Source organism: Bradyrhizobium sp. 170 (assembly GCF_023101085.1).
Taxonomy (GTDB): Bacteria; Pseudomonadota; Alphaproteobacteria; order Rhizobiales; family Xanthobacteraceae; genus Bradyrhizobium.
Genome location: NZ_CP064703.1, coordinates 4,814,298 through 4,827,480, shown reverse-complemented (window position 1 = coordinate 4,827,480; position 13,183 = coordinate 4,814,298). Strand labels below are relative to the sequence as shown.

8 protein-coding genes are annotated in these 13,183 nt (G+C 63.5%); 3 read left to right on the top strand and 5 right to left on the bottom strand.

What is annotated here, in order from left to right; translation table 11 throughout:
• Window positions 1-78 precede the first annotated feature (78 nt).
• Window positions 79-1,485, bottom strand: coding sequence for a M48 family metalloprotease (locus IVB05_RS22415; protein ID WP_247778089.1), 1,407 nt, complete (start codon window positions 1,483-1,485; stop codon window positions 79-81).
• A gap of 273 nt (window positions 1,486-1,758) precedes the next feature.
• On the opposite strand from IVB05_RS22415, the gene IVB05_RS22410 reads away from it, so the two are divergent.
• Window positions 1,759-2,946 carry an aminotransferase class I/II-fold pyridoxal phosphate-dependent enzyme gene (locus IVB05_RS22410; RefSeq protein WP_247778088.1) on the top strand — a complete coding sequence of 396 codons (1,188 nt, stop codon included), beginning with the start codon at window positions 1,759-1,761 and terminating at the stop codon, window positions 2,944-2,946.
• A gap of 100 nt (window positions 2,947-3,046) precedes the next feature.
• On the opposite strand, the gene IVB05_RS22405 is transcribed toward IVB05_RS22410, so the two are convergent.
• The 3 genes from IVB05_RS22405 to IVB05_RS22395 all read right to left on the bottom strand — a co-directional run bounded on the left by IVB05_RS22405 (window position 3,047) and on the right by IVB05_RS22395 (window position 6,124).
• Complete coding sequence (locus IVB05_RS22405) at window positions 3,047-3,940, bottom strand: ferritin-like domain-containing protein (protein ID WP_256472503.1); 894 nt, start codon at window positions 3,938-3,940, stop codon at window positions 3,047-3,049.
• Window positions 3,941-4,465: 525 nt separating this feature from the next.
• Entirely contained in the window at window positions 4,466-4,675 is a 210-nt protein-coding gene (locus IVB05_RS22400) for a hypothetical protein (RefSeq protein ID WP_247778086.1), read from the bottom strand.
• Between the two features lie 69 nt (window positions 4,676-4,744).
• Window positions 4,745-6,124: a hypothetical protein gene (locus tag IVB05_RS22395; protein ID WP_247778085.1), complete on the bottom strand. Its 1,380-nt coding sequence runs from the start codon at window positions 6,122-6,124 to the stop codon at window positions 4,745-4,747.
• A 314-nt stretch (window positions 6,125-6,438) separates the two neighbouring features.
• Between IVB05_RS22395 and IVB05_RS22390 the strand changes: the two genes are divergently transcribed.
• Window positions 6,439-7,767, top strand: coding sequence for a dicarboxylate/amino acid:cation symporter (locus IVB05_RS22390; protein ID WP_247778084.1), 1,329 nt, complete (start codon window positions 6,439-6,441; stop codon window positions 7,765-7,767).
• A 69-nt stretch (window positions 7,768-7,836) separates the two neighbouring features.
• Here IVB05_RS22390 and IVB05_RS22385 read toward each other — a convergent pair whose 3' ends face one another.
• Complete coding sequence (locus tag IVB05_RS22385) at window positions 7,837-10,980, bottom strand: ribonuclease E/G (protein WP_247778083.1); 3,144 nt, start codon at window positions 10,978-10,980, stop codon at window positions 7,837-7,839.
• 735 nt (window positions 10,981-11,715) lie between these two features.
• On the opposite strand from IVB05_RS22385, the gene IVB05_RS22380 reads away from it, so the two are divergent.
• Complete coding sequence (locus IVB05_RS22380; RefSeq protein WP_247778082.1) at window positions 11,716-13,044, top strand: N-acetylmuramoyl-L-alanine amidase; 1,329 nt, start codon at window positions 11,716-11,718, stop codon at window positions 13,042-13,044.
• Window positions 13,045-13,183: the final 139 nt, after the last annotated feature.

The following is a 13,183-nucleotide window of genomic DNA, read 5'->3' as shown; positions in this document are numbered from 1 at the left end:
GTGGTCGCTGGTGACCAAGTTCTTGGGTGATTAAGTCCTTGGTGATCATGTCCGATTATAGCCGAACGCGGCTTATTTCTAGTTGCTCTTCTGGCCCGGCATCGGCTTGGCGCTCACAATGTCGTCAGCCTTGACCCATCCCGGCGTCCCGATTGCAAAGCGCGTTTTCGCGCGCGATGCAAGATCGCGCGCCGTCTTGCTGTCGCCGCGAAGGTAGGCGGCCTGGGCCGACGCCAGATCGGCCTGCGCGTAATCGCCTTTTCGGCCATAGGCCATTGCGAGCTGGATGTAGCCGATCGGCGCTTCGCTCTCGCGTGCAACCGCCGCGCGCAGGATGGCGATCGCCTCGTCGGTGTAGGCATTGTTGCTGGTTGCCACGAGGGCCTGCCCAAGCAGCATCTCGATGAGCGGGGAGTTGTTGGAAAGTGCTACCGCCTTGCGCAGCGGCGCAATCGCCTCCTGCGGCTTGCCGCCCTCCAGCAATGCCTGGCCACGCACCTCGTGGAAATAGGGATTGTTGGGCTGCTGCTGGATCAGGGCATCAATCTGGGTGAGTGCGCTGCGCAGATCGCCGTGCCGATAGGTCGCGATCGCGTGCGCATAGCGCGCGGGCAGGCTGTTGTTGGACATCGGATAGCGCCGGTACACCGTTTCCTGCCGCTCCATGAAAGCCGAGATCTTGGCGCGCACCATGTCGTGACGGAGCTGCAGGGCAGGGTCGTCCTTCTTGTCCCAATAAGGGCTCGACCGTGCCAATTCTTCCAGCGCGGCGACGCGCTGAGCCGGCATCGGATGCGACTGAACGTACGGGTCGGCGCCTCGTGCGGCGAACAGGCTTTCCTCGGTGAAGCGTTTGAAGGTCTCGTACATGCCCCTCGAGGATTGGCCGGTGGCGTTCAGAAACTTCACACCGGCCTTGTCGGCGTTTTCCTCCTGCTGGCGCACGTAAGAAAGTAGATTGCGGCGGATGATTTCTCCGGGAGCCGAGAACATTGCCGCGCCGGCGTTCGCCAAGCCACTGTTGCTGCCGCCTCCTTGCGCGCCCGCCACCATCGCGCCGGCGCCAAGCAGCATGGCAATGATCATCTGCGTCTGGGCCTGCGCCATCTGCTCGCGCATCTTGGCGAGATGGCCGCCGGCAAGGTGGCCGGTTTCATGCGCCATCACGCCGATGATCTGGTTCGGCGTCTCCGACTGCATGATCGCGCCATAGTTCACGAAGATGCGGCGGCCGTCGGCAACGAAGGCGTTGAAAACGCCCTGATTGATGATCACCATCTGGATGTTGTGTTTTTCCAGACCGGCAGCGCGCAGGATCGGCCGCGTATATTCGCGCAGCAACTGCTCCGTCTCGGTGTCGCGGAGCACCGGCGGACCCTTGTTTTGCTCCGCCACAGCCGCCATTGGCGTGACGGCAAGCACGACGGCCGTCGTCAGCGCGGTCAGTTTCAGCGGTTTCTTGCGTAAGGCGATGCGGAGCAGCATGAGCGGTCTTTGGCGATTGGCGACGCGCCCGGATTTGCCCGGACGCCGGTTCTGTTTCCGATTAGATCAGAAACGGGTCTCAGTTTGTTGTTTCAACGCGTTTCTTTCACCCGAGCCGGGGTATCACTGCGTGAACCCGGGTATCCACTCTGTGAACCCGGTATCACTTCGCTGGAAAAAGCTATAACAAGCCACCGAATACGGCCAGTCTGGGGCGGTAACCGGTTCGGGAACCTGAATCGGAGCGCGCGCCCGTGCAAATAGCAAATATCGATGCTGGAATCGACACTTAGAGACCGCGCTACGGCGCTGCTGACGCCCTCGGCACGGAGCGATGTTCCGCCCTTCATGGTGATGGACGTGATGGCGGCCGCGGCCCGTATCGAGGCGGACGGCGGCCATGTCATTCACATGGAAGTAGGGCAGCCGGCGGCGTCGGCACCCAGGGTCGCGATCGCGGCCGCGCATGCCGCGCTCGATGCGGCGCGGATCGATTACACGTCCGCGCTCGGCATTCCCTCGCTGCGCGCGCGAATCGCCAGGCACTACCGCGAGACATACGGCTGCGCGGTCGATCCCGAACGCATTGTGATCACGACCGGTTCGTCCGGCGGATTCATTCTGGCGTTCCTGTCGATGTTCGAGCCGGGCGACCGGGTGGCGGTCACGGTGCCGGGCTATCCGCCATACCGGCATATCCTGACCGCGCTCGGCTGCGAGCCGGTGCTGATCGAAACCTCGAGCTCGACGCGTCATGCGTTGACGGGCGAGGCCTTGCTGGCCGCGCATCGCAAGACGCCGCTGAAGGGCGTGCTGGTCGGCAGCCCCGCCAATCCGACGGGAACGATGATGTCGCGCGAAGCGCTCACCGGCCTGATCCATGCGGCGGAAGGCGCGGGCATCCGCTTCATTTCCGACGAGATCTATCACGGCCTCGACTATGCGTTTCCGGCGGTGGCCGCGGCGGAGCTTTCGCCGCATGCGCTCGTGATCAATTCGTTCTCGAAATATTTCTGCATGACCGGCTGGCGGGTCGGCTGGATGGTGGTGCCGGAGCCGCTGGTGCGGCCGATCGAGCGGCTGCAGCAGAACCTGTCGATCTCGGTGCCGACGCTGTCGCAGATCGCGGCCGAAGCGGCCTTCGAAGGCCGCGAAGAGATGGAGGCGATCAAGCGCGGCTATCAGGAGAACCGCCGCATCCTGATCGAGGGATTGCCGAAGGCCGGCCTCACCAAGTTCCTGCCCGCGGATGGCGCCTTCTACCTCTACGCTGATGTATCGGATTTCACCTCCGACAGTTTCGAATTTGCCGGCCGCATGCTGGAGAAGGCGCATGTGGCGGCGACGCCAGGCGTCGATTTCGATCCGATCCACGGCCGCAGCTTCATTCGTTTCTCCTACGCGCGCTCGGCTGACGAGATGCGTGAAGCGGTGACGCGCATCGCGCGGTGGCTTGGCTAGGGCTTAGGTTGGACTCTACCCAATTTCGAATTGAGTCTTTAGGTCACGACGAGAACGGCCGCCTAACGGCGGCCGATTCGCACACGTGCAAACGGGAACATCAGGTGCTCCTGAGTTCTCCGTTCATTCCGTTCGGGTAGAACCCGCCCTTACTGACGCCGGCCTTATCCGTCAGGTAGACGATGTGCAGAACCTGTTGCGGCGTACGGTGGAAGGCAATCGCGTCGGGGTTTGAAGGCACGAAGTTGGCTTTGCCGTCGACCCTGATGCCTTCGTCTTCTTTTTCGGGAGTCCCGTCAATTTTATCCCGCGCATCCGAAATTGCGTTGGCGGCTTCCCATGCCTTCTCGCCCATCATGTAGAGCTGAGAGCGGGCCATTCCCATGTGGTAAGCCTCAACGGCAAGGATCCCAGCCGCCGCCTGCACGAATTCCTTTTTCTTGAGCAGCGGTGCCGCACCGGCATACGCGGTCACGCCGACATCCTCGAACAGCATGCCGCCGAGCAGGACAGACATGTCATCGGCAAACGGGTCGAAATCGGCAGGCAGTCCGGCAGCCTGGGCAGCAGCCTTGAAGCCGGCGTCGAAGTCAATCGCCGGTCGCGAAATGGCATTTCTGCCAAGCGTCTTGCGATAAAAGCGAACGTGGGCCAGTTCGTTTTCCGCCGTCTCCTCGATGAATTCGCGGATCGCCTTGTCCTTGAATTGGGCCTCGTGTCCACCCACCACCCGACCTGCGTCCATCCCGGCATCGGTGTCGCTGATACCCTTGCCGGTCGTAGCGCGCAGATAGAACTCGGCTTCCATGTATTCGAGATTCAGAGCGAAGGTGAAGATGTCTTCGTCGTCGATCGCGGCCCCCTTCGGGCCGATTCCAACGCCGGTCGTCTCTCGCTTCTGCTGGGCATAGGCGTGCGGAATGAGTAATCCCGCGAGGCCAGCGACTGACAGGCCGGCGATCGACTGCCGGCGCGAAATACGCAATGCGTCCATGGCGTAACCTCCTCCGTTTTGATTGAGGGGTCGCGCCGCTCTTCACCGTTATCAAGGGCGCTATGGGGCGCGACCCTCGGCATCAATGCGATGCTTGAAGCGCACAACGTGGGGCCGCATGGCACGTTCCAAGCGGACGCTAAACCCAAGCAGCACGACTTCGTGACGCTTCGTCGCAGCCGTGATTTGGCCGTTTGGCTTTCGTCTTGATCGCGAGGATGCGTGCCCCGCACAGCGGGCCACACGTCGACATGAACATAGCCGGGAGCGTGCTAAGCGCCTTGCGTTAGATCACGGCCGCGATCATCAAGGGGCCGGGACCCATGGGGTCCGGCAAGCGCCGCGGATGCGCACTAGCGGAGCGCCCACCAGGGAAAGGCTGATGGGACGTTGCTGCATCGTCAAGAAACCAACCATAGCCGGAAGACCTGCGCCTGACCTCAGCGCGGCACATCACGGCTTTTCGAGTTACCGCCAGTGAAGCATCGGCCAGTTCAACAAGAGTGCGAGAGCCGACGCATCAGCCTATCCGCCCCACGAACTGCGATCGGCCGTCGACTTTTTCTTCGCCTTCTTCTTCTGCGCCGAGAATTCACTGATCGCGCTCTTCCCGTTCAGGTCCGTGCTTGTGACCTGCGGTCCGCTCTGCCCGGCGAGCGGCCTTTCGGTGGCGACCGCGGGTGCCGCAAGGCCGACACAGCCGGCGGCAGCAAGGATCAACGTCAGCTTTCTCATCTGCTCCTCCATTTGCAGTGATACTCACCCCAAAAGCGAACGCGCAAATGCTGCTCGCGTTCCTGCGGGTCAACGTGAATACGCGGGGCCGAGATGGCATGTGGAGCACCGTCTCAACGGCGATGGAGTGGGCCGCGAATGCGAAGCAATTGCACATTGCGACGGCTTGCCAAATGCGGAGCGCGAGAACGAATGGCCCGGCAGCCACGTGTGATAGTCAAGCAACGCGAAGAGGCGTTTTCCCTCATCACCTCGTAGTGAAGTCACCATGAACACGGTGGGTCGTCCGGAGAGAGCGTACCAAGCCCACGCGACGCGCGGACTTGCGAGGGGACACACCAGAATTCGCGCCGTTCCGTAGGGCGACAGAGCGGTCGTGCCGTTGACCGTCGCTGCGCACTCGCAGGGAGCGCGGGCGGCCCAACCGGGACGGATGGTGCCGGGCAAGACCGGCCTGCAGACCAGAGGCCGGTCACGATAATGCGTGATCGTGTAACCCCGCGGGTCCAGAAGCAGTGAATCCTGAGCCGTGATCCCGGCTTCCGGCCCGCCGAACGTGCGGGTGCGTTGGGCCGGCACGGTCCAGTCATACAGCACTTCGGCCGGGTACGGGTTTTCATCCGAATCGAAAGGGGTCATCACGCCTGTGATCGCGAGCCTCTCAGGCCACTCGGCAAAAGGGACCGCAGGACAATCTGTCTGGAGTTCGGGCATCACCCGGTTGATCTCGCTCTGCGCGAGTTGGCGCGATTGCGATATTTTATCGATCAGGGCATTCAGCGCACGCACCGGATTTCCGGTCACTGTGGGCTTGGCCTGTCTGCAGGCGGCATCGATCCCGGCGAGACCTGTCTCGTCCGGTGTGTTGAATCGAACCTGATAGCTGAGCGCATATCCGCTGAATGGTCGAAGCTGATCGCTTGCGAACGGGAAGACGAGGCGAAACGGCGTTTGATCTGATGTCTTGAACCAGAGCCAATAGCTTGCAGGCTCTGGAGCGATCGCTGTTTTCCACCACTCAACCGGCGTCTCGCCGATTGGCGCTGAGCCCGTGCATTGCGACTGCGACGCAAGCCAGTCTGCCGGAAGCGGACGCCAGCCGGTATCGCCTAACGCGCGGCACTCCTTGATCGTGGAGCCTTCCGACTTGAGGACATACGTCCGGTTGCCGGCAACAAACAAATCGAGCGATCCGCGCCTGACACCATGAAGCCTCACTCGCATCGCGGAAAGCACGGCGTCGGAGACGATTTCGGCCAGTACGAGTTGCGCCTTGGTGAAGGGCGCCATCAGATAAGTACCGCGCCATTTCTCTGGCAGGCGCGGATGGGATGGCGCGCCGCAAGGAGCGAGTTGCGGCAGGTCGAGCAGCGCGCGCGGCTCTTGCGCCGCCGCAGGAGAAAGCAGGAGGAGGGCGATCGGTATTGTCACCAATACGCGCGACAGCATGGGCGACCTCGCGGAGATCGGCTGCGCGGCTAACGTACGCCGAGCGGTTTTGCTCCAGACTTGAGCTGCGCACCAAGCAGGACGTTCGGCCACGCCTCTGGATTCATGGGGTTCACTCTCGCGCGCAGCTATCCCGTTTTTTGTTCCACCGCGCTGCGCCGGTCGAAGAATAAATTTTCTCCGCAGACCGCGGTACCGTCTGATTTGTTGGTCGGCGCCAATACCATTGACTTCGCTCGCTCAAAGTATTTTGGCTGTGTGCGACGGATTGGCGCAGGTTCGACCGGTCCGCGGCCTCTGAGGGAGTAAGCGTTATGGCGGCAACGATTGCGACGGAAGCGCCCGCAAGTGCGGCAAAGCCCTGGTATCGCGTTCTTTACGTCCAAGTCTTGATTGCGATCGTGCTCGGCGCGCTGTTCGGCTGGCTGTGGCCTGCGCTTGCGACCAACGACTGGATCAAGGCGCTCGGCGAAGGCTTCATCAAGCTGATCAAGATGGTCATCGCGCCGATCATCTTCTGCACCGTGGTATCCGGAATTGCGCATATACAAGATGCCAAGAAGGTTGGCCGGATCGGCGTCAAGGCGCTGGTTTATTTCGAGGTCGTCTCTACCTTTGCGCTGGTGATCGGTCTGCTGGTCGGCAATCTGGTCAAGCCCGGTCACGGTTTCGGCGGCGGCATGGCGAATGCGCAAGCCGTCGCCGGCTACGCCAAGCAGGCAGAGGCACAGAAGAGCGTCGATTTCTTCCTGCACATTATTCCCGATACGGTGGTCGGCGCTTTCGCGCAGGGCGAAATTCTCCAGGTGCTGCTGTTTTCGATCCTGTTCGGCTTCGCGCTGATGGGCCTCGGCGAGCGCGGCCACACGATGCGCGCCTTTATCGACGACGCGGCGCATGCTGTGTTCGGTGTCATCGCCATCGTGATGAAAGCTGCGCCAATCGGCGCGTTCGGCGCGATGGCGTTCACGATCGGCAAGTTCGGAACCGGCGCGATCCTGAACCTGGTCGGGCTGATCGCGACTTTCTACGTCACCGCCGCGCTGTTCGTGTTCGTGGTGCTCGGCCTGATCGCGCGGATGGTCGGCTTTTCGATCTTCAAGTTCCTGGCCTACATCAAGGACGAACTGCTGATCGTGCTCGGCACCTCATCCTCCGAAAGCGCGCTGCCGTCCTTGATGGAAAAGCTCGAGCGTCTCGGTTGCTCCAAGTCGGTCGTCGGCCTCGTGGTGCCGACCGGCTACTCGTTCAACCTTGACGGCACCAATATCTACATGACGCTGGCGACCCTGTTCATCGCGCAGGCGCTCGGCTTCGATCTCTCCTTCGGCCAGCAACTGACCATCCTCCTCGTCGCGATGCTGACCTCGAAGGGGGCGTCTGGCATTACCGGTGCCGGCTTCATCACGCTGGCGGCGACGCTTGCCGTGGTCGATCCGCGGCTGGTGCCGGGCATGGCCATCGTTCTCGGCATCGACAAGTTCATGAGCGAGTGCCGCGCGCTGACCAATCTGTGCGGCAACGGCGTCGCTTGCGTCGTGGTGTCCTGGTGGGAAGGCGAACTCGACAAGGACAAGCTGCACGCCAATCTGAACAAGCAGATTGATCCGTCCGACGTGGAGACCGCGATCACGACGGGATAGCGATCAGCTCGATGAAAATAAAAAACCGCCCGGTTTTGGCCGGGCGGATTTTCTTTTTTGGTTTGATCGTTACTCGCCGCTGCCGAAGCGCCGCGACCACCAGCCCGCCTTGCGGGGCGCGGATTCGTCCGATGCGGCCGGCGCCGGTTCGGCGGGAGCAGGCGCGGGAGACTCGATCGGCTCCGGCGCGCTGTGGCTGACGGCAGGCGCCGGTTCGGCCGGCGCGCTGGTCACGAAGCTGACTTTCTCGCGCACGGTCGAACGCCGCCGCGCCGCGGCCCGCTCGGCCTCTTGCGTGGTTTCGTCAGCGCTTGGCGCAGGTGCGCTCGCAACCGGCTCCGGCTGGCTATAGGCCGCAGGCTGCATCTCCGCCGGCTGCGAGACCGGTTCGGGCGGCATGTCGGCCTGCACCAGCGATGGCGCGGGCTCGGACGCGCCGCCGTCGAAATCGGCCACTGCGCTGGTCACTTCGGGAGCTGGTGTCGGCCCGAGTTCGTCCGCGATCGATCCTGCAAGGCCGTCTTCCAGCTCGGCACCCCGCCGACGGCGTCCGCCGCGACGGCCGCGACGACGCGGGCGCCGCTCGCCACCGGCAGGCTGATCGCCGCGGGCCATGCCGGGCTGTTCGTCGCCTTCGTCCTCGTCGGCTTCGCCATCCTCGGCGGTCGCGCCTTCGACGGCCTCGCCCGCGACGCGCATCGCGTCACCGTCCTCGCGCGGGGCGGCGCCGTCACGCGGCTCGCCACGGCCACGCCGGCGTCGGCGCCGCTTGCGGCGGTGGCCGTCTCCTTCGCCTTCGCCCGCCGCGGCTTCGGCGGCATCGTCGGCCAGCCCCTCGGTCTCCTCGGTTTCGACCTCGGATTCGGTTTCGAGGTCGAACGCCTCATCGTCGTCATAGGCTTCCTCGACCTGCGGCGGGAAGGCGGCAGCCTGAGCCGCCAGCAACGCCTTGGCGGCTTCCAGCGTGTGCACCTGTTCGCCGCGGTCGATGATGAACGACTGCTGGCCGGCGACGGTTGGATCGGCGCTCACGGCGAGCGACACCTTGAAGGCGTTTTCGAGATCGCGCAGATGGCCGCGCTTGTGGTTGAGCACATAGAGCGCGACGTCGGTGCGGGTGCGCACCACCAGATTGTGGGTCGCGCCCTTCATCAGGATTTCCTCGATGCCGCGCAGCAATTGCAGCGCGACCGACGAGACCGAGCGCACATGACCGCTGCCGCCGCATACCGCGCAGGGCTCGGTCGAGCTCTCCAGCACGCTGGCGCGGATGCGCTGGCGCGACATTTCCAACAAGCCGAAATGCGAGATGCGTCCGACCTGGATGCGCGCGCGATCCTGCCGCAGGCAGTCGGAGAGCTTGCGCTCGACCGCGCGGTTGTTGCGCTTCTCGTCCATGTCGATGAAGTCGATGACGATCAGGCCCGCGAGATCGCGCAAGCGCAGTTGCCGGGCGACTTCCTCGGCTGCCTCGAGATTGGTCTTGAGCGCGGTGTCCTCGATGTGGTGTTCGCGGGTCGAGCGGCCGGAGTTGACGTCGATCGAGACCAGCGCTTCGGTCTGGTTGATGACGATGTAGCCGCCGGAACGCAGCTGCACTGTCGGCGAGAACATCGCGTCGAGCTGGCTCTCGACACCCATCCGCGAGAACAGCGGCTGGCCGTCGCGATACTGCCTGACCGCCCGCACGTTCGAGGGCATCAGCATCTTCATGAAGTCGCGGGCTTCCTGGTAACCGGCTTCGCCGGCAACCTGGATTTCGTCGATTTCCTTGTTGTAGAGGTCGCGCAGCGAGCGCTTGATCAGCGAGCCTTCCTCGTAGACGAGGGTGGGGGCCTGCGACTTCAGCGTCATGTCGCGCACGGTTTCCCACATGCGGATCAGATATTCGAAGTCGCGCTTGATCTCGGGCTTGGTCCGCGAGGCGCCGGCGGTCCGCAGGATGATTCCCATGCCTTCCGGCACGTCGAGGTCCTGCACCACTTCCTTCAGCCGCGAACGGTCCTGGGCCGAGGTGATCTTGCGGCTGATGCCGCCGCCGCGGGCGGTGTTGGGCATCAGGACGGCATAGCGGCCGGCCAGCGACAGGTAGGTGGTGAGCGCCGCGCCCTTGTTGCCGCGCTCTTCCTTGACGACCTGAACCAGCATCACCTGGCGGCGCTTGATGACTTCCTGAATCTTGTACTGACGGCGCGGGCGGAACGGGCGTTCCGGAACTTCCTCGAGCACATCGTCGCCCCCGACGGATTCGACGACTTCCTCTTCGACATCCTCGCCGTCGTCTTCATCATCATGGCCGTCGTCGCGTTCGGAAGCCGGGGCGAGTTCGTCGGGAGAAGCAACGGCGTAGCCCTCACCGGCATGCTCGATATGCGGCGCGTCGTCGGCATGGGCCGCGTTTTCGCGCGCCCGTTCCTCGTCATGATGCTCATCATGCGCGTGTTCGTCGTGGGCGTGTTCAGTCGTCGCCTCGGGGGCGGCCGCCTCGACCGGCGCCACGGCGGGCACGCCGGATTCCAATTCCGCGACCGGTGCTTCGCTTGCGGCATCTGTCCGAGTGTCAGGACCTTGCGCATCGTGATCGTGGTGACGATCGTGGTCGTGGTGAGGATCGTGATCGTGCGAATGGTCGTGATCGTGACCATGCGTCTCATGCGCATCATGGTCGTGATGCGCCGTGTCCTCATGATGCTCATCATGATGCTCTGCGTCGTGCGGATGCACTTCGCCCGCATACGCGCCTTCGTGCTGATGCGCCTCGCCTTCATAGGGCTGGGCCGCCTGTGAGGGGTCCTGGCCGGCGTTCTCGACGACGCCGCTCTGGACGCGGTCGCCATGGCCGCGGCGGCGCGCATTGCGGTGGCGTGAGCGGCCACGGTGACGGTTGGAGGAGCGGTTCTCGCTCTCTTCCTCGGCCTCGCGATGGGCGCGCTCGTCGGCCTCGATCAGCGCCTGACGGTCGGCAACCGGGATCTGATAGTAGTCCGGATGGATTTCGCTGAACGCCAGGAAGCCGTGGCGGTTGCCGCCATATTCGATGAACGCCGCCTGCAGCGACGGCTCTACGCGCGTGACCTTGGCGAGATAGATATTGCCGCGGAGCTGCTTGCGCTGGGCGGTCTCGAAATCAAACTCTTCGACGCGGTTGCCGCGGACCACAACGACCCGGGTCTCTTCCGGGTGGGTGGCGTCGATCAACATCTTGTTGGGCATTTTGGAACTCTTGACGGCGGCGGGCGCGGTGCATGGCGCGCGCAAATTGCGCGGCCCGGTGACGCGACGGTCCACCTGATTCGGGGGTGAGGGGAAGGCCAAAACGCACTTCTTGGCGCCGCGCCGAACGGGGAGCCACCAGAGCGAGGCGACGTGCGAAGCTTTCGCTTCGCGTCGGCGCGATCGTTCCCTGGATCCTGGTCGGCAACACAGTCTGGCGCATCAAGCGTCGGCCCGTCTAAACATGTTGGCGGAAAGGATACCGCCGCATCTATCGCTGAAGGCCCGGTTCGGCGCCTAAACGCCCGCCGGCCATCGCATATCGGACCGTTCTGGGTCCGGATAATCAGTTTTGCCGTGTCTCAAACCGTCCCTGGAAAAGGTACCTGGGACCGGACGCCGCTCGGGCTCGAAACCGTCACTCCGTGTCAGCCGCGCGCGGCGCTGGCTGTGGAGGGATCGGGAAAGACGCAGGTTCCTTCGACTTGGAAGGCTCCAGCGCTGCACCGGGAGGCTGAACGCGACACAACCGGGAGTATTAGCCGTCAGCACCTCGTACATACGTGGATTGGGGGCTGCGTGCAAGGGAAGCGCAAGGAAGGCACAAAAGGGAACCAGCCGCCGAGCGTCGCAGCGCGGCAACACTCGCTCCTTTTCACAGATTTGACCTTAAGGTCTGATTAACCCTGTCGTTCTAATGCGGTAAGGGAAGGCTCCTCCGGAGGCACCGAATCGTTGGCGAGCCGCGCAAATCACCTTGTTTTGCTTGGATGCGGCGTTTTGTGCGCCGCAGCATTGCTGTGCGCCGTAATGGTCGGCCCCAGTGCGGCCCAAGCGCAGGTATATCAAGGACCGGCTCCTCAAGCCGCCATTCCAAGCCCGGCGGCGGCATCGAATTTCCCGATCGCGTCTGACGCGCGCCTGGCCGGCGATGCCAAACAGACCCGTTTCATTCTCGACCTCGACAAGCCGGTCCAGTTTCGGGCTTTTGCCCTGGCGGACCCCTATCGCGTGGTCGTCGATCTTCCCCAAGTCAATTTTCAGCTTCCGGCCGGGGTCGGTGTCACGGGGCGGGGACTGGTCAAGGCGTACCGCTACGGTCTCATCATGCCGGGCGGATCGCGGATCGTGTTCGACCTGACCGGACCGGCCAAGATCGCCAAATCCTATGTGCTGGAGGCGGCCAACGGCCAGCCGCCGCGGCTGGTGCTCGAATTCGAAGAGGTGGACCGCACCGCCTTTGTCCAGTCGCTTTCGCCCGAAAGCCGCCCCGAACTGCGGCCCGGGATCGCCGAGGCCAACGCCGCCGTTGCGCGGGCGGACGCGCCAGCCGCGCCTCCGTCGCCGCCGGACAAGAGGCCGGTGGTCGTGATTGATCCCGGTCATGGCGGCGTCGACAACGGCACCCAGGCCGGCGGCGGCGACATCATGGAAAAGAACCTGGTGCTGGGTTTTGGCCTGGCGCTGCGCGATCGGCTCGAGAAGTCGGGCAAGTATCGCGTCGTCATGACCCGGACGGACGACACCTTCGTTCCGCTCGGCGACCGCGTGAAGATCGCGCGCAGCGAGTCGGCGGCGCTGTTCGTCTCGATCCATGCCGACGCCTTGCGGCGTGGCGAGGGCGACGCCCAGGGCGCCACCATCTATACGCTGTCGGATAAGGCCTCCGACTCCGAAGCCGAACGGCTGGCGGACACTGAAAACAAGTCGGACGCGATCGGCGGGGTCAGTCTCGCCGACGAGCCGACGGAAGTCGCCGACATCCTGATCGATCTGGTGCAGCGGGAGACCAAAACCTTCTCAAACCGGTTCGCGCGGGTGCTGATGGGCGAAATGAAGACCACGGTGCGGATGCACAAGCATCCGTTGAAATCGGCCGGTTTCCGGGTCCTCAAGGCTCCCGACGTGCCCTCGGTCCTGGTCGAACTCGGCTATGTCTCGAACAAGGGCGACCTCGAACATCTGGTGTCGGAAAACTGGCGGAACCGGACGGTCGGATCGATGGCGCAGGCAATTGATGCGTTTTTAGCCAAACGGCTGGCAACTGCCGGACCGGGCAAGTGAAAAGTCCGGTGCTCGTGGCGTAAGAGCAGGGTGAAAAGCGTGCCGTCCGGTGGCCCAAGCCCTAGTTTGGCCACAGCGGCAACGGTATAGAAAATCGACTGCTGGTCTTCGGAATCGGTCAATTTGTCCGCCGGACCTT

Bases quoted from the DNA above. Each gene is read 5' to 3' on its own strand.
- IVB05_RS22415 (WP_247778089.1), bottom strand. From the start codon at position 1,485: ATGCTGCTCCGCATCGCCTTACGCAAGAAACCGCTGAAACTGACCGCG.
- IVB05_RS22410 (WP_247778088.1), top strand. From the start codon at position 1,759: ATGCTGGAATCGACACTTAGAGACCGCGCTACGGCGCTGCTGACGCCC.
- IVB05_RS22405 (WP_256472503.1), bottom strand. From the start codon at position 3,940: ATGGACGCATTGCGTATTTCGCGCCGGCAGTCGATCGCCGGCCTGTCA.
- IVB05_RS22400 (WP_247778086.1), bottom strand. From the start codon at position 4,675: ATGAGAAAGCTGACGTTGATCCTTGCTGCCGCCGGCTGTGTCGGCCTT.
- IVB05_RS22395 (WP_247778085.1), bottom strand. From the start codon at position 6,124: ATGCTGTCGCGCGTATTGGTGACAATACCGATCGCCCTCCTCCTGCTT.
- IVB05_RS22390 (WP_247778084.1), top strand. From the start codon at position 6,439: ATGGCGGCAACGATTGCGACGGAAGCGCCCGCAAGTGCGGCAAAGCCC.
- IVB05_RS22385 (WP_247778083.1), bottom strand. From the start codon at position 10,980: ATGCCCAACAAGATGTTGATCGACGCCACCCACCCGGAAGAGACCCGG.